The sequence below is a fragment of the Flavobacterium sp. T50_26 genome (genome assembly GCF_057652995.1).
In genome coordinates this window covers 52,961-70,530 of sequence record NZ_JBYFCC010000006.1, presented here as the reverse complement: position 1 = coordinate 70,530, position 17,570 = coordinate 52,961, and the positions used below count along the sequence as shown (strand labels likewise).

At 33.5% G+C, this 17,570-nt stretch carries 11 protein-coding genes; 6 read left to right on the top strand and 5 right to left on the bottom strand.

Features of this window, described 5'->3' with window-relative positions; translation table 11 throughout:
- Window positions 1-90: 90 nt before the first annotated feature.
- The 3 genes from AC23MC_RS05020 to AC23MC_RS05010 all read right to left on the bottom strand — a co-directional run bounded on the left by AC23MC_RS05020 (window position 91) and on the right by AC23MC_RS05010 (window position 4,451).
- The gene (locus AC23MC_RS05020) at window positions 91-1,047 is read right to left on the bottom strand and encodes a transketolase family protein (protein ID WP_487567343.1); all 957 of its coding nucleotides are present in this window, start codon (window positions 1,045-1,047) and stop codon (window positions 91-93) included.
- A gap of 16 nt (window positions 1,048-1,063) precedes the next feature.
- Window positions 1,064-1,909: a transketolase gene (locus AC23MC_RS05015; protein WP_487567344.1), complete on the bottom strand. Its 846-nt coding sequence runs from the start codon at window positions 1,907-1,909 to the stop codon at window positions 1,064-1,066.
- A gap of 202 nt (window positions 1,910-2,111) precedes the next feature.
- Window positions 2,112-4,451 (bottom strand): T9SS type A sorting domain-containing protein, encoded by a 2,340-nt coding sequence (locus AC23MC_RS05010; protein WP_487567345.1) that lies wholly within the window; start codon window positions 4,449-4,451, stop codon window positions 2,112-2,114.
- Window positions 4,452-4,600: 149 nt separating this feature from the next.
- Here AC23MC_RS05010 and tgt point away from each other — a divergent pair, with 149 nt between their 5' ends.
- The 6 genes from tgt to AC23MC_RS04980 all read left to right on the top strand — a co-directional run bounded on the left by tgt (window position 4,601) and on the right by AC23MC_RS04980 (window position 12,935).
- A complete protein-coding gene (gene tgt, locus AC23MC_RS05005) occupies window positions 4,601-5,731 on the top strand; it encodes a tRNA guanosine(34) transglycosylase Tgt (protein WP_487567346.1) in 1,131 nt (376 codons plus the stop codon).
- Between the two features lie 80 nt (window positions 5,732-5,811).
- Window positions 5,812-6,888, top strand: coding sequence for an LptF/LptG family permease (locus AC23MC_RS05000; protein ID WP_487567347.1), 1,077 nt, complete (start codon window positions 5,812-5,814; stop codon window positions 6,886-6,888).
- A complete protein-coding gene (locus tag AC23MC_RS04995; protein ID WP_487567348.1) occupies window positions 6,875-7,762 on the top strand; it encodes a DMT family transporter in 888 nt (295 codons plus the stop codon). Before AC23MC_RS05000 ends, AC23MC_RS04995 begins: the two co-directional genes overlap by 14 nt.
- A gap of 99 nt (window positions 7,763-7,861) precedes the next feature.
- On the top strand, window positions 7,862-8,815 hold the full coding sequence (locus tag AC23MC_RS04990) for an acetyl-CoA carboxylase carboxyltransferase subunit alpha (RefSeq protein WP_487567349.1): 954 nt from the start codon (window positions 7,862-7,864) through the stop codon (window positions 8,813-8,815).
- Between the two features lie 140 nt (window positions 8,816-8,955).
- Window positions 8,956-11,529, top strand: a complete 2,574-nt coding sequence (dnaB, locus tag AC23MC_RS04985) for a replicative DNA helicase (protein WP_487567350.1) — start codon at window positions 8,956-8,958, stop codon at window positions 11,527-11,529.
- Between the two features lie 221 nt (window positions 11,530-11,750).
- Window positions 11,751-12,935, top strand: coding sequence for an asparagine synthetase B (locus tag AC23MC_RS04980; RefSeq protein ID WP_487567397.1), 1,185 nt, complete (start codon window positions 11,751-11,753; stop codon window positions 12,933-12,935).
- 52 nt (window positions 12,936-12,987) lie between these two features.
- Here AC23MC_RS04980 and AC23MC_RS04975 read toward each other — a convergent pair whose 3' ends face one another.
- Complete coding sequence (locus AC23MC_RS04975) at window positions 12,988-14,736, bottom strand: DMP19 family protein (protein WP_487567351.1); 1,749 nt, start codon at window positions 14,734-14,736, stop codon at window positions 12,988-12,990.
- 36 nt (window positions 14,737-14,772) lie between these two features.
- On the bottom strand, window positions 14,773-17,397 hold the full coding sequence (gene cphA, locus AC23MC_RS04970) for a cyanophycin synthetase (protein WP_487567352.1): 2,625 nt from the start codon (window positions 17,395-17,397) through the stop codon (window positions 14,773-14,775).
- Between the last annotated feature and the right edge of the window lie 173 nt (window positions 17,398-17,570).

Here is a 17,570-nt window from a genome sequence, read left to right as displayed (position 1 = left end):
GCAGTTATTTTGAAATTTAAATTAAAATGCCCCCAAAAAGTTTACTACTTTTTGAGGGCAATTTTTTAAAGATTGTTTCTTATGAATTATCTATTTTTTTCTACTTATTGTTTTTTGAGCTTTTTCAAAAATAGCTTGATGATTCAATTTATATTTTTCCATTAATTGGTCTGGAGTTCCGCTTTCGCCAAAACTATCTTGAACAGCAACATATTCTTGCGGAACAGGATTGTTTAACGATAATGTTCTTGCTACACTTTCGCCTAAACCACCTAAAATATTGTGCTCTTCGGCAGTAACCACACAACCCGTTTTAGCAACTGATTTTAAAATGGCTTCTTCGTCTAATGGTTTGATTGTGTGGATATTAATTACTTCAGCAGAAATTCCTTTCTCTTCCAATTTTTCGGCAGCAAGCAAAGCTTCCCAAACTAAATGACCTGTTGCAATGATGGTTACGTCTGTACCTTCATTCAAAATAACAGCTTTTCCAATTACAAATTCACCATTTTCAGGTGTGAAATTAGCCACACTCGGACGACCAAAACGTAAATAAACCGGACCATGATGATCGGCAATAGCCAATGTTGCGGCTTTGGTTTGGTTGTAATCACACGTATTGATTACTGTCATTCCGGGTAACATTTTCATTAAACCAATGTCTTCCAAAATTTGGTGTGTTGCACCATCTTCACCTAATGTAAGTCCGGCATGCGAAGCACAAATTTTTACATTTTTATCAGAATACGCAACCGATTGACGAATTTGGTCATACACTCTTCCGGTAGAAAAATTAGCAAAAGTTCCTGTAAAAGGAATTTTTCCACCAATAGTTAATCCGGCAGCTATACCAATCATATTCGCTTCGGCAATTCCGATTTGAAAAAAACGTTCAGGATGATTCTTTTTAAAATCATCCATTTTTAATGATCCGATTAAGTCGGCACAAAGTGCAACTACTTTTTCGTTTTTCTGACCTAATTCAGTCAATCCTGCTCCAAAACCGGAACGGGTGTCTTTATTTCCTGTATTGATATATTTTTTCATGAGATTGTTCAAAGTTTTAGTAATCGCCTAAAGTTGCTGGGTTTTGAGCCAATGCTTTTTCTAATTGCTCATCATTTGGAGCTTTTCCGTGCCAAGCGTGGGTGTGCATCATATAATCAACACCATTACCCATTTCAGTGTGTAATAAAACACAAACTGGCTTTCCTTTTCCGGTTTTTGCTTTTGCTTCAGTCATTCCGGAAATTATAGCTTCAATTTTATTTCCTTCTTTGATTTCTAAAACATCCCATCCAAATGCGACAAATTTTGCTTTAATGTCTCCCATTGGTAAAACTTCGTCGGTTGAACCGTCAATTTGTTTTCCATTTAAATCGATGGTAGCAATGTAGTTATCCACTTTATAAGCCGAAGCATACATTATTGCTTCCCAATTTTGCCCTTCTTGTAATTCGCCATCACCATGAAGTGAATAAACCAAATGACTGTCTTTATTCAATTTTTTTGCTAATGCAGCTCCGATAGATACTGACATTCCTTGCCCAAGTGAACCTGATGCAATGCGAATTCCAGGTAAACCTTCGTGCGTAGTAGGATGTCCTTGTAATCTTGAATTAATTAATCGAAAAGTTGCTAATTCTGATACCGGAAAATAACCACTTCTGGCTAAAACGCTGTAAAAGACAGGGGAAATATGACCGTTTGATAAGAAAAATAAATCTTCATTTTTTCCATCCATATCAAAGCCTTCTTTTCTGTCCATCAAAACTTGATATAAGGCGACAAAAAATTCTGTGCATCCCAAAGAACCTCCTGGATGTCCGGAGTTTACGGCGTGAACCATGCGAAGAATGTCTCTTCTGACTTGTGTTGAAAAGTCTTTTAGTTGTTGTGTTTTTGACATTTTTTGTAGTTAAAAATTTAATGTCGCAAAAGTAAATGTAATTTTAAAGGTTGACAAATGAATTTATGAATAGTTATCATCAATTATTTTAAACTTTATGCTTCAGAGGCAATTATTTGTTTTAATATTAAAAAACAGAAGTTGTAACTAATTGAAAAGTTCAACGAAATTCTCGAAAAAAATTAAATTAAAAAATTTCAATTTAACTTTTCACTAACTTCACAATACTTGCTCCATTATATGACTTTACTTTTACCATGTAAATGCCTGAACGAAAAGATGAGATATCTATGTTATTAAAATTAGCATTTTCCACTTTCACTTTTTTACCGGTCATGTCGAATATTTCAATTAACAAGATAGAATCATTTCCTACAATTGAAAAAGTATTATTAACCGGATTTGGATACAGTAACCACTTTGGATTTTCAGTAATTAATTCTTGTTCGTTTACACCTAATGCATTCATTTCTCCAAAATATTTTGTAAAAATACCATTGAAACTGCCATAACGAGAACTGAAAGAAGCCAGAGGGGTATTGTTAGCCCAAAAATCAATTTTCCCATGAAAAATAGATGATGCGGAGAAATTAGATTCACCTACAAATTCCCAATTGTTACCATTAAACTTTTTTACTTTTGCTTGATTTCTGAAGTTATTTTCGAACTCATTATAAATCACATACAAAACATTATTATAGTCAACAGCTATTTCATGTTGTTCTGTTATTCCGTTATTAAAATAATCCGGACCAACAGATTCCCAAACTCCATTATTTAATTTTTTGATATGTACTTTTTTTGTATTGTCTGTAAAGCCAAGGTAAATATTGTTTAGTGCATCAATTACTATCCTTGGGTTATAGGATTGACCTGTATAAACGGCAAGACTAGTTTGATCTACATATTCCCAGACATTACCATTTAATTTTTTTACTGCGATCCGACCACCGTTTGACAAATCTTTATAGGCAATATAAGGTAAATCGTTTGAATCCAATGCCAATCGAGCTTCGGTATCACCAACAAAAGCACTTCCACCAACAAAAACCCAATTGCTACCGTCAAATTTTTGCACTCTACCCGACATGTAAAGTACATATGGTTCGTTAGCATGACTCATTTTGAAATCAAAATAAACTCCTGCAGATAATGAAAAGTTGACTGGTCCTACAAGTTCCCATCCTGTCGAGGTAAGCTTTTTAACACTGAGTTTGGTATCGCTTGTTGAGTATGAAATTTTATTATTGTATGCCAGGTAAATATTACCATCCGTACCCGATTTAATCTTTGCAGTGTAAATTTCGTTTTCTGAGATATTAAGTGCACCTAAATTAGACCAACTTTCGTTATTCAACATTGCAACTTGGGCTTTTCCATTACTACTCTGATAGGCTATCAACGGGATGCCATTGCAAATTGAAAAATCATAATCTCTGCTTCGTGCTTGTAGAAAAGGAGACATGCCCAAAAGCGTAGATGTCCCATTGTTTATTTTGTATATATCCGGTTGATAGTCCGTTCCAAAAGAAACATGATATAAATCATTTCCAAAAACTGTATAAACTTTATCATAGATAAAGCCATTATTTACAATGGACTGCCAAGTTGTGCCAACCAATTTTTTAACATAATTTCGAGGAGGTAACAAATAACCAGAAACAGAATAACTCGCATACAACTCATTAGAATCATTAAAAAATAAATTTATACCTCCATTAATCTGTAAATTTGGTTCTGATAATTGAGATGAAATATTTTCCCAAGCCAATCCGTTAAACTTTTTTATGATATTACCAATAAAGATATGTGGGACATTGAAATTATCAAAGACTAATGAAAATCCAATTGGGGCAAAACCGGTAATTCCAACTTCTTCCCAAGCATTTCCATTGAATTTTTTTACGAAACAGTTGGAAGTTGAGCCAACTTGATAATTAGAGACAACATAGGGAACGTTGTTATTGTCGAGTTCAAGCGAAATACTAGTATAAGGTATGAATTCGGTGGTTTCGGAAAGCAAAATCCAGTTACTGCCATCGAATTTTTTTAATTTAATTACGTTGCCGTCCCTATATAAAATCTGTGGTAAATTATCATTTCCAATCTTTATATTTAAAAAGTCTGATGACACATTAGAGATGTCTGATCCAACATCTGTCCAATTACCATTTTCAAACTTTTTTACTACCGGAGCATTATTTCCGTCAATAGCATTGAATAGCACATAAGGTATTTCGTTACTGTCAACAGAACAATCAATTGTAGGAATATTTGGAAAGAGAAAGGGAAAATCCATATGTTGCCATCCACCATCTGAATATTTGCTTACCGAGAAGAGATGATTGGTGTTTTGGTAATAAGGCAATTCAATTTTGAACAAAAAAACATGGTCATTTTTGACTACAATTGGGTATCTTCCGGCTAAAGTTGCATCGCCGTATGATGCTTTGTCAAAATCGTCATATCCTAATGGTCTCCATATTTCTTGAGCAAAACCTATTGATTGAATGAACACAAGTAGAATTACAACTTTTTTCATAATTTATAGTTTAACTTTTTTCAAATATATAACTTTTAAAGATTGAATTATTGGAAAATAAAATTTTTAAAACGGAGTTGTTATTTAATTCCTAATTCGTAATTCTAAATTAACTATTCTTTTATCTTTGCCAATTGTAAAAAAAAGATATGAAGTTTGATTTATTGACGACTGACCCTCATTCGCAAGCCCGTGCAGGTTCAATTACCACCGATCATGGTGTGATTGAAACACCCATTTTTATGCCTGTTGGAACGGTTGCTTCCGTAAAAGGTGTACACCAACGCGAATTGAAAAATGATATTAATCCCGATATAATTTTAGGTAACACCTATCATCTATACCTTCGACCTCAAACCCAAATTCTTGAAAAAGCCGGTGGATTGCATAAATTTATGAATTGGGATCGTAATATTTTGACAGATAGTGGCGGTTATCAGGTTTATTCACTTTCTTCAAACAGAAAAATTAAAGAAGAAGGGGTGAAGTTTAAAAGTCACATTGACGGTTCTTATCATTTCTTTTCGCCTGAGAATGTAATGGAAATTCAACGTACAATTGGAGCTGATATTATTATGGCTTTTGACGAATGTACGCCTTATCCTTGTGATTATAATTATGCCAGACGATCGATGCACATGACGCATCGTTGGTTAGACAGATGCATCAATCATTTAGAAAAACTTCCTTTCAAGTATGGTTATGAACAAACTTTTTTTCCAATTGTTCAAGGAAGTACATATAAAGATTTACGTCAACAATCTGCAGAATATATTGCCAATGCCGGAGCACAAGGAAATGCGATTGGCGGACTTTCTGTAGGTGAGCCAGCAGAAGAAATGTATGCAATGACCGAGGTTGTTACGGCAATTTTGCCGCATGATAAGCCTCGTTACCTAATGGGCGTGGGTACACCAATCAACATTTTAGAAAATATCGCATTAGGAATTGATATGTTTGATTGCGTTATGCCAACCAGAAATGCACGAAACGGAATGCTTTTTACAGCAAACGGTTCCATCAACATTAAAAATAAAAAGTGGGAAGATGATTTTTCACCAATTGACGAAATGGGAATTACTTTTGTTGATACGGAGTATACAAAAGCATATTTACGTCATTTGTTTGCTGCAAATGAGTATCTTGGTAAACAAATTGCAACCATTCATAATCTCGGATTTTATATGTGGTTGGTTCGTGAAGCCAGAAAACATATTATTGCAGGAGATTTTAGAGTATGGAAAGAGCAAATGGTGAAGCAAATGAGTCAACGTTTATAAAAATAGGAATTTAGAAATTAGAATTCAGAAGTGTTTCACTCCGATTTCTAAATTCTAAACTCTAAATTCTAATTTTCTATATGAAAATAATTGATAAATACATCCTAAAGCGATATTTAGCCACTTTTACGGTGATGCTGTTGTTATTTATTCCTATCGGAATTGTGATTGATGTGGCCGAAAAAATCAATAAAATTTTAGAAAGTAAAGTTCCATTATCGGCAGTAGCCATGTATTACTTAGATTTTACAATCTATTTTGCTAATTTATTATTTCCTATTTTTTTGTTTCTTTCTGTCATTTGGTTTACTTCAAAATTAGCAAATAACACAGAAATAATTGCAATCCTAAGTTCCGGAATTTCTTTTTCAAGATTTCTTCGACCGTATATAATTGGTGCAACAATCGTTTCGGTTTTTGCTTTGTTAATGGGATTCTTTCTTGTTCCAAAAGCTAGTAAAGGTTTCAATGATTTTCGCTACACTTATTTAAAAAACAATAAAGAAATAAGGCAAAATTCGAATGTTTTTCGGCAAATTAGTGATGATGAATTTTTATATGTAAGTAACTTTAACTCCATTTCCAAAACGGCTTTTAACTTTACGTTAGAAAAATTTAAAGGAGAAAAACTCGATTACAAGATTACTGCTAATCGATTGAAATGGAATGAAAAAGACAGTACATATACAATGTATAATTATCAAAAACGTAAAGTTGGCCTTTATGGTGATATTTTAGAAAAAGCTGAAAAAAGAGATACAATTTTTAGTTTTGATTTAGAAGATTTAACTCCGGTTATTTATATCGCTGAAACACTCACGTTGCCGGATTTAGTTAGATTTATTGATAAGGAAAAAGCAAGAGGAAATGCAAACATCAATACCTATTTGGTTGTTTTGTATAGAAAATATAGCTTGCCCGTAACGGCATTTATTTTAACAATTATTGCAGTTTCTGTATCTTCTATGAAACGAAGAGGTGGAATGGGAGTAAATCTAGCCATCGGAATTGTAATTGCATTTACGTATATTTTCTTTGACAAAATCTTCGGAACAATGGCTGAAAAATCCAGCATTCCTCCATTGGTAGCCGTTTGGTTTCCTAATTTAGTATTTGGTTTATTAGCTGTTTATTTGCTTAGAAATGCAAAACGATAACGTAAAAAGTTATTTACACCTTCATTTAATCGTCTTTATTTGGGGATTTACAGCCATTTTAGGTGAGCTAATATCTTTAGATGCTTTACCTCTGGTATGGTTTAGAATGCTAATGGCTGTTAGTTTTATAGCTATTTTTATTTTTTACAAAAAAATTAATCTCACTATTCCACGAAAAACACTAATTGCTTTTTTACTTTTAGGATTTGTAATTGCCCTACATTGGCTTACATTTTTTAAAGCAATTAAAGTATCAAATGTTTCTGTAACATTGGCGTGTTTGTCTACTGGTGCTTTTTTCACGTCTTTTTTGGAACCTATTTTATACAAAAGAAAAGTTGTTTGGTATGAAGTTTTTTTTGGATTAATAGTGGTTGGAGGTCTCTATATCATTTTTAATTTTGAAGGTGATTATTATTTAGGAATTATTTTGGCATTAACCTCGGCCTTTTTATCAGCACTTTTTTCTGTTATTAATGGAAAATATGCCAAAATGTATGATTCAACAGTCATTTCATTTTATGAACTTTTTGGAGGTGTTTTGTGTTTTTCAATTTATTTGTTGTTCACGGGAAGTTTTTCAAGAGAGTTCTTTATATTACAGCCATCAGATTGGATTTATCTACTTATTCTTAGTTCAATTTGTACAGCTTATGCATTTATAGCTTCTGTAAAAGTCATGAAGTATATTAGTCCATACACAGTTATGTTAACAATTAATCTCGAACCTATTTACGGAATAATTTTGGCGTTACTAATTTTTAAAGACAAAGAAAAAATGAGCCAAGAGTTTTATTTTGGTGCAGTTATAATTTTATTAACCGTTGTTTTAAACGGAATTATCAAATTCAGACTTAAAAATAAACGAGATTAATTTTTCAATTTTTTAAAACTTAACATTAAAAATAGCTTTTCTTAACAAGATAAAATTCTATCTTTGCTACTCAAACTAAACTAAAATCTGTCGAAACCTATGGAATATTTAGATTTTGAACTTCCAATCAAAGAGTTAGAAGATCAATTAGACAAATGCCAAATTATCGGTGAAGAATCTAACGTTGATGTTACCGCAACTTGCAAACAAATTGAGAAAAAATTAGAAGAAACTAAGAAAAAAATATACAAAAACCTTTCCGCTTGGCAACGTGTACAATTGTCACGTCATCCAAGTCGTCCATACACAATGGATCACGTGAGAGCTTTGTGCGGCGGAACTTTTTTAGAGCTTTTTGGCGATAGAAATTTCAAAGACGACAAAGCAATGATTGGCGGATTAGGGAAAATTGGCGGTCAGTCGTTTATGATTGTTGGTCAGCAAAAAGGGTTTAACACCAAAACACGTCAATATAGAAATTTCGGAATGGCTAATCCGGAAGGATACAGAAAAGCTCTTCGTTTGATGAAAATGGCTGAAAAATTCGGAATTCCGGTTGTTACTTTAATCGACACTCCCGGAGCATATCCAGGTTTAGAAGCCGAAGAACGTGGACAAGGTGAAGCAATTGCCAGAAATATTTTTGAAATGCTTCGTTTAAAAACACCAATTATTACCGTTATTGTTGGTGAAGGTGCTTCTGGTGGAGCATTAGGAATTGGAGTAGGAGACAGAGTTTATATGCTTGAAAACACATGGTATTCTGTTATTTCTCCCGAATCTTGTTCCTCTATATTATGGAGAAGTTGGGAATATAAAGAACAAGCTGCAGAAGCTCTAAAATTAACTTCTTATGATATGAAAAAACAGAAGTTAATTGATGAAATTATTCCTGAACCACTTGGAGGAGCTCATTACGACAGAGAAACAACATTTAAAACTGTTGAACAATATATTATCAAAGGATATAACGAATTGAAAGATTTATCAACAACTGAGCTAGTGGCTCAAAGGATGGATAAATACAGTAAGATGGGCGAGTTCAAAGAATAATTCTTACATTATTATACTTAAAATCCGAAGCCCTGAACTTCGGATTTTTTTTGGGTTATTAACAATATAAATTAGTTGTTAACATCCTTTTACTAACAAAAACTTCAGGCATTTTTTTATAATATAGTTACTTTAGCCAAATGGAAAATTTACGAAATATTAACCCGATTAAAGTAGATAAAACTACGATAATAAACTTAGAAAAAGGAAAGCTTCCTCCGCAGGCTCTTGACTTAGAAGAAGCCGTTTTGGGAGCGATGATGATTGATAAAAAAGGGGTTGATGAAGTAATTGATATCTTGCAACCGGATGCGTTTTACAAAGATGCCCATAAATATATTTTTGAAGCAATTGTACAATTGTTTACTGATACACAACCAATTGACTTATTAACCGTTTCGGCACAATTAAAACGAAACTCAAAATTGGACTTAGTTGGAGGTGATTTTTATTTAATTCAGCTCACTCAAAAGATATCTTCTTCAGCTCACATTGAATTTCACTCTCGAATTATTCTACAGAAATTTATTCAGCGAAGTTTGATCAAAATATCTTCGGAAATTATCGAAGAATCGTATGACGAAACCACCGATGTTTTTGATTTATTAGACAAAGCCGAATCAAAATTATACGAAGTAACGCAAGGAAATATTAAACGAAGTTCAGAAACGGCACAGAGTTTAGTTATCCAAGCCAAAAAACGAATCGAAGAAATTGCAAACAAAGAAGGTTTAAGTGGAGTCGCAACCGGTTTTGATAAGTTAGATAAAGTAACTTCAGGTTGGCAACCCAGTGATTTGATTATTATTGCGGCAAGACCAGGTATGGGGAAATGTTTAGGCAAAGGAACAAACGTTCTTATGTTTGATGGAACATTAAAAAAAGTTGAAGATATAGCCTCGGGAGAATTGCTGATGGGCGATGATTCTAATCCAAGAATGGTAAAATCGATTGCTCGTGGTCGTGAAAAAATGTATTGGATTCATCAAAATAAAGCCATTTCTTATCGAGTAAATGAAAGCCATATACTTTCGTTAAAAAGAAGTAGAAATGAAGGAGGACATAAAAAAGGAGATGTTTTAAATATCACAGTCAAAGATTATTTAGAAAAATCAGAAAAATTCAAATCAAATTACAAAGGATATAAAGTTGCCGTTGATTTTTCTGAAAAGCCAGTTTCATTAGAGCCTTATTATCTTGGTTTGTGGTTAGGCGATGGACATTCTTATAGTCAAAGGATTACAAATATTGATACCGAAGTTATTCATTATTTAGAAGATTACGCTAATCGTTTAGAATCAGAATTAGTGGTCTATGAGCAAGTAGACAAAACGAATGGTTACGGAATTGTTAACAGAAACAAACACACATCCGAAGAATTTTCAACTTGTATTCAAACTGAATTACGAAAATTGAATGTTATCCAAAATAAGCATATTCCTCAATCATATCTTATTAATTCAAAGCAAAATAGATTAGAATTGTTAGCCGGAATTATTGATGCAGATGGCTATTATACTTCTGAATTTAATTGTTTTGAAATCGTTCAAAAAGACGAAAAATTAGCCCGACAAATCAAATTTTTATGTGATTCGTTAGGATACAGAACTTCATTAAAAAAGAAAAAAACTTCTATAAAATCTACAGGATTTGAAGGAGAAGCTTTTCGATTAAGAATTTTTGGAAATATTAAAGAAATTCCAACAAAAATAGAACGAAAGAAAGCCAGAGAGTGGAATTCTAAAGTAGATTGGAAAGTAACTGGAATTAAAGTAGAGTTTGATTGTGTTGATGATTATTATGGTTTTGAAATTGACGGAAACAGATTGTTCTTATTAGAAGACATGACCGTTACACATAATACTGCATTCGTACTTTCAATGGCTCGAAATATGGCTATCGATTTTCATCAGCCGGTTGCTGTTTTCTCGTTGGAGATGTCATCTGTTCAGTTAATTACGCGTTTAATCTCCTCCGAAACCGGATTGTCTTCCGAAAAATTAAGAACCGGAAAATTAGAAAAACACGAATGGGAACAATTGAGTGTAAAAGTGAAAAACTTAGAAAAAGCCCCACTTTTTATTGATGATACACCTTCTCTTTCTATTTTTGATTTACGTGCAAAAGCAAGACGTTTGTCATCGCAACACGGAATCAAATTAATTATTGTCGATTATCTTCAATTAATGACTGCCGGCGGTGGCGGAAAAGGCGGCGGAAATCGTGAACAAGAAATTTCTACGATTTCGAGAAATTTAAAAGCATTAGCTAAAGAATTAAGCGTCCCGGTTATCGCATTATCACAGCTTTCTCGTGCGGTTGAAACGCGTGGTTCCAGCAAAAGACCATTGCTTTCCGATCTTCGTGAATCGGGTGCAATTGAGCAAGATGCCGATATCGTATCGTTCATTTATCGTCCGGAATATTACAAAATTGATGAATGGGATGACGATGAGCGTTCACCAACCGAAGGTCAAGCCGAATTTATCATCGCAAAACACCGTAACGGAAGTTTAGAAAATATCCGTCTGAAATTCATCGGAAACCTTGGTAAATTTGATAATTTAGATGACTATTCATCCGGTTTTGGCGATTTACCTTCACGAATGAATGCGGAAGAAACTACTTTTATTACCAAAAATCTTCCTTCTGCCAACGAAGCGTTTGGAAGTAATATGAATGCGGAGGAAGACGATTCGGATGTACCGTTTTAAAATTTAATTTTTACCATATAAGTCAAATAAGTTATTTCGTTATACTTATTTGACTTATATGGTTATTAATTTTATCATTTTCTTCACACAAAATCGTTTATCTTTGACATAAGAACTTTTTTTGCCAACTAAAAAATTTGCAAATTTTGAAAAAGACGATTTTTTACTTATTTATATTTTTAATTTCCTTCACGGTTAAAGCCAATTTCATCCTTTTACCAATGGATGAAAGCACGCAACAAAATCACTTAAAAGCCTACGGAATAACCTATTGGGCTTTAGAAAATGATTACAAAGCCAGTTGGTTACTCAATTATCGTGGTGGTTCTTTTTTATTGCCCGATGCTCCTGAAATTAGAAAAGAATGCCAGATTCGAGGCGTTTCTTTTGAACTTTTATCAGAAGGTCAAGCCAATCAAATTTTGGAAGAAATAAGCAGTCCATCTCAAAATATGGAATCGGTTGTATTGGAAAAAGCTCCAAAAATTGCGGTTTATACTCCAAAGGGAAAACAACCTTGGGATGATGCCGTGACGTTGGTTCTAACGTATGCCGAAATTCCATTCAAAGCGGTGTATGATGAAGAAGTTTTATCTGATCAATTGCTTTTGTATGATTGGTTGCACTTGCATCACGAAGATTTTTCCGGTCAATATGGAAAGTTTTTTGGAGCGTACCGCAATGCACCTTGGTATATTGAACAGAAAAAAGAAGCCGAAGCTTTAGCCACAAAATTAGGTTACTCAAAAGTTTCAGAGTCAAAATTGGCTGTAGCCAAAAAGATTCGTGACTTTGTGATTGGTGGCGGATTTATGTTTGCAATGTGCTCAGCAACAGATAGTTTTGATATTGCACTTTCTGCCGAAGGTGTTGATATTTGTGAACCGATGTTTGATGGCGACGAAAGCGAACCCAATTATCAATCAAAAATAGATTACTCCAGAACTTTCGCTTTTAAAGATTTTATTTTGGAAAGAACACCAACTGTTTATGAATTTTCGGATATTGATATGACCACAAAAAGACGAATGCCGATGGAGAAAGATTATTTCACTTTAATGGAATATTCTGCAAAATGGGATCCGATTCCAACGATGCTCTGCCAAAATCATACCATGTTAGTCAAAGGTTTTATGGGGCAAACCACTTCTTTTGATAGCGAATTAGTAAAATCGCATGTTTTAGTGATGGGACAAAATCAGTACAACAGCGAAGCTCGATACATTCACGGAACCAAAGGAAAAGGAATGTTTACTTATTTTGGCGGTCACGATCCGGAAGATTACCAACATTTAGTAGGCGATGCACCAACCGTTTTAGATTTACACCCGAATTCACCCGGTTATCGATTAATTTTAAATAACGTTTTATTTCCGGCGGCGAAGAAAAAGAAACAGAAAACGTAATATTTTTATGACTTAGATAATTTTTTACTTATAACTCAGTATTTGTTTTTAATTACTTATCTGATTCAATAAGTTTTAACTGATATTGAACATAATGAATACTTTTTACTGGCTTAGCGTTTTTAAGAGCGGGTTCAAATTTTAATTTAACCATACTTTCCTTGACTTGTTCATCTAACCACATATTGTCAGCAGCAGCAAACTTTATTTCTGTTACTATTCCTTTTTCATCTACAAATAAAAAGTAACCATATGATAAAATGTGGTCATCGCCATAATCTTTAAATAATGAATTTTCAGCCTTAAAATTTTTTGCTATTTCTTTTTCATTCAGTGGTTTAGGTTCATTATCAGGTAATGTGTAATCTTCATACTCTTCGTAACAATTTGCACATAGCCTTGACACTATAATTGTATTTACTTTTGGATTTACAAATTTTGGGAACTCTTTAATTGAAACAGGCTTACCATTCTTATAATCAATTTCTTGTTTTAAGTTACCATTTTCGTAAAAACTTCTTGTAATTCCGTGTTCTTTACCATTTTCCATTTCTTGATAAAGAGTAAGAATTCCATTAGTGTAAGTTTTTTGCTTACCGTGTCTTTGATAGTTTTTATACTCTTGCTCGTTTCTGTCAATTTTATCTCCGAACATCGAGTATTCAAAAACATATAAACCAGTTCCATCAGTTAGTGTTTGCATTCCTTTTTCATTCCAGTGATTTATTAATCTGAAATTACTATTCACAAATTCTGCTTCAACTTTTTTACTTCCATCTTTATAAAATTCTAGCCATTCACCTGCACGCTCGTATGCTGATTTGTATGTTCCGGCTTTTGCAAGTTGTCCGTTTTCGTACCATTCTTTATATTCCCCAAATCTTTCATCTTTATTTAGTCTTTTCGTTTCAAGTTTTTCAGGGTTTCCATTGTCATAATACCACTTTGAAATTGTTAAAATTTTTGTTGAATTAATTATGACCTCATATTTGAGTTTACCATTTGCATAATATTCTTTGCGTTCACCAGTTTGTTCTCCATTTTCATATTTAATTATTTCTTTTGGATTACCGTTTTCAAAAAGAGACTTGAATTCTCCATTAATTAAACCGTTTTCAAGATGAAATTCTTCTTTAATTTTTTTACTCTCATAGTAGGTTTTGCATAGCCCAGTAAAAGTCATATCAAACTCTTTTCCATATTCGTCCACACATATTTCATTTGGATTTTTACGGATGTAATTTTCAATCAAAGACATTGTCTTTTCATTCATTTTATAGTAATTGTCATCGAGTAAAGACATTTCATCAAGTCTATCATAAAGGTCGCTACCAAACAAATCATTTTCTTGTGCTTTGTCCATTAGCTTTTTATTTTTTTGGTAGATTTTATCTGCTTTTTTGACCAAATTTGCCATTTCAATATCTCCAATATGTTCCAGTCCTTTAATTATCGTTGGAACGTACTTAGCATAACCGTTGTAGTAGAATTGTACGAATCCACCATTTGTAACTTGAGCATCCAGGTACCACCAATAATAAAGTGCTTTTTGTCCATAAGATAAAGATTTACCACGTTCAATTTCGTGTTCTTTATCATTAACAAATTTCGATATTGGTTCAAGTACAAACCAGCCAAAATCAAATCCACTTAATTTATAGAATTCTCCCTTATTAAGTTTAGGGCGAAAATGTTCACTTTTGTCAAATTTCCAATAAGGGTCATTTTCATTATTGGCTTTGTAACCAAATAAATTTAATAGGTTCATAATTATTATTGATATGGCAATTATTCTTTTCATTCGTGATGTGGTGCAGTATTAAGGCAAATTATCAGACTAACTCAAATTCTCCTCATTCTCCTTATCCAAATATTCCTGAACAATTCCAATCGCATTCGTAACCACATCGCTTAAAGCAGTGATAAACGTTCCATCATCAGCAATATTAATGGCGTGTTTGATAGCTTCAATTTCTTTTGGAATGATTTCGTATGTCACGGGACGATTCGCTTTTTGAATTCCTTCTAAAATTAAATCAATAATTTCCTGTTCTGTTCTTCCACGTAAGTGTTTTTCCTGACGGATGATAATGTGGTCAAACATTCTGGCAGCAATTTCGGCACAATCACGAATATCTTCGTCTCTTCTGTCACCAACTCCGGCAATGATTCCGATTTTTCTTGTTGCTTCAATATTGTTTAATAAATCTTCAATAGCCAAATAACCTGCCGGATTATGAGCAAAATCAATCATCACTTTGAATCGTTTAAATTCAAAAATATTCATTCTACCCGGTGTTTGAGCAACACTTGGAATAAACGTTTGCAATGAAAGACTAATATCATCCGTTTTAAATCCATACAAATAACTTGCTAAAGTCGCAGCCAATACATTTTGAATCATAAACTTCGCTTTTCCACCCAAAGTCAACGGAATATGAAGAGCTTTTTCAACTCTAATTTTCCAATCTCCTTTTTTAATGGTAATAAATCCATTTTCATAAACGGCTACAATTTTACCCTCTTTGCTCAATTTTTTCACAAGTGGCGTATCTTCATCCATCGAAAAATAGGCGATATTACAACTCAAGTCATTGGCAATTTTCATACAATATTCATCTTCTGCATTCAAAATCGCCCAACCGTCTTTCTTTACACTACGAACAACAACACTTTTTACACGTGCTAAATCATCTAAGGTATCAATGTCATTTAAACCCAAATGGTCTTCGCGAATATTAGTAATCAAAGCAATATCACATCGATTAAAACCTAATCCTGATCGAAGAATTCCACCTCTGGCTGTTTCTAAAACGGCAAATTCTACTGTTGGATCTTTCAAAATATATTCGGCACTAATTGGTCCGGTGGTATCACCTTTTTCCAACATGTGATTTTGAATGTAAATTCCGTCCGAAGTCGTAAATCCTACTTTGTAGCCATTATTTTTTACAATGTGAGCTAATAATCGGGTAGTAGTCGTTTTTCCATTCGTTCCTGTTACAGCAATAATCGGAATTCGACTTGGTTTTCCCGGAGGATAAAGCATATCAATTACAGGAGCAGCAACGTTTCTCGGTAATCCTTCCGAAGGAGCTAAGTGCATTCTGAATCCCGGAGCAGCATTGACTTCTAAAATTACACCGCCATTTTCTTTTAAAGGTTGCGTAAGATTTTCAGCCATTATATCAATCCCGCATACATCTAAACCAATTACACGTGAAATTCGTTCCGCTAAAAATATATTTTCAGGATGCATCATATCAGTAACATCCACTGAAGTTCCACCTGTACTTAAATTTGCCGTTGATTTTAAATAAACTGTTTCGCCATTATTTGGAATAGTTTCTAACGTGTATCCCATTTTTTCCAACAAATCAGTTGTATCTCTGTCAACTGTAATTTCGGTTAACACATTTTCATGACCATAACCTCTTTTTGGATCTAAATTGGTAATATCAATTAACTCTTGAATCGTTTTTTTACCATTACCAACTACGTGAGCGGGAACTCGTTTTGCTGCGGCAACCAATTTATTATCAATAACTAAAACTCTAAAATCGAATCCTGTAATGAATTTTTCAACAATCACACGACGGCTGTATTTTTGAGCGTGTGCTAAACCCTCAACAGCATCTTCCCAAGTCACAACATTGATTGACGCACCTTTTCCGTGATTTCCATCCAAAGGTTTTAATACTATTGGATAACCAATTTTTTTGATTGTAGCTTCCAAATCTTCTGCATCAACACAAATCGAACCGCTGGCAACCGGAATAGATGCCATATCTAACATACGTTTAGTCTCTTCTTTATTACAAGCAATATCAACCGCAATATTGCTGGTTTTGCAAGTAATTGTGGCTTGAAAACGCATTTGATGAACACCATATCCAAGTTGAACTAATGAATTTGTACCCAATCGAATCCAAGGAATATCTCTGGAAACTGCTTCTTCAACGATACTTCCGGTGGAAGGCCCAAGTCGAACACGTTCTCTGATTTCCTTCATTTTTTGAATGTCGGCTTCCAAATCATAATCGGTTCCGGCAATCAAAGCTTCAGCAATTCTCACCGAACTTTCGGCGGCAAACATTCCAACATTTTCTTCAGTATAACTAAAAACTACGTTATAAACGCCGGGAGTTTTGGTTTCTCTGGTTCTACCAAAACCGGTTTCCATTCCGGCAAGGGTTTGAATTTCGAGAGCAATATGTTCAATGACATGTCCCATCCATGTTCCTCTTTCAATTCGCATAAAAAATCCTCCACGAACACCTTCTGAGCAACGATGTTCAATCATTGTGGGAAACATAGCTTCGAGACGTTCTCTAAATCCGTCAATTTTATTGGTGGGAAATTGTTCCATTTCTTCCAAATCCAAACGCATTTGAATTAATTTTTTTCGTTGAACACTCCAAATATTTGGACCGCGAAGAGCTTGTACTTTTAATATTTTCATAAAACTTAAATTGAAAGAATGGTTAGTTTCGTTTTTGTGTAATGATTTTGTTAAAAATAAGAAATATTTACTTTACTAAAATAATTTTTTTGTGTGGTTTATCAAAATTTATTTGAATTGTCATTAAAAATGAATTTTTTGTTTTGATTTTCAGAATTTTATAGTTTAAATTT

Bases quoted from the DNA above. Each gene is read 5' to 3' on its own strand.
- AC23MC_RS04995 (WP_487567348.1), top strand. From the start codon at position 6,875: ATGCAAAACGATAACGTAAAAAGTTATTTACACCTTCATTTAATCGTC.
- AC23MC_RS04980 (WP_487567397.1), top strand. From the start codon at position 11,751: ATGGATGAAAGCACGCAACAAAATCACTTAAAAGCCTACGGAATAACC.
- tgt (WP_487567346.1), top strand. From the start codon at position 4,601: ATGAAGTTTGATTTATTGACGACTGACCCTCATTCGCAAGCCCGTGCA.
- cphA (WP_487567352.1), bottom strand. From the start codon at position 17,397: ATGAAAATATTAAAAGTACAAGCTCTTCGCGGTCCAAATATTTGGAGT.
- AC23MC_RS04990 (WP_487567349.1), top strand. From the start codon at position 7,862: ATGGAATATTTAGATTTTGAACTTCCAATCAAAGAGTTAGAAGATCAA.
- AC23MC_RS04975 (WP_487567351.1), bottom strand. From the start codon at position 14,736: ATGAAAAGAATAATTGCCATATCAATAATAATTATGAACCTATTAAAT.
- dnaB (WP_487567350.1), top strand. From the start codon at position 8,956: ATGGAAAATTTACGAAATATTAACCCGATTAAAGTAGATAAAACTACG.
- AC23MC_RS05015 (WP_487567344.1), bottom strand. From the start codon at position 1,909: ATGTCAAAAACACAACAACTAAAAGACTTTTCAACACAAGTCAGAAGA.
- AC23MC_RS05000 (WP_487567347.1), top strand. From the start codon at position 5,812: ATGAAAATAATTGATAAATACATCCTAAAGCGATATTTAGCCACTTTT.
- AC23MC_RS05020 (WP_487567343.1), bottom strand. From the start codon at position 1,047: ATGAAAAAATATATCAATACAGGAAATAAAGACACCCGTTCCGGTTTT.
- AC23MC_RS05010 (WP_487567345.1), bottom strand. From the start codon at position 4,451: ATGAAAAAAGTTGTAATTCTACTTGTGTTCATTCAATCAATAGGTTTT.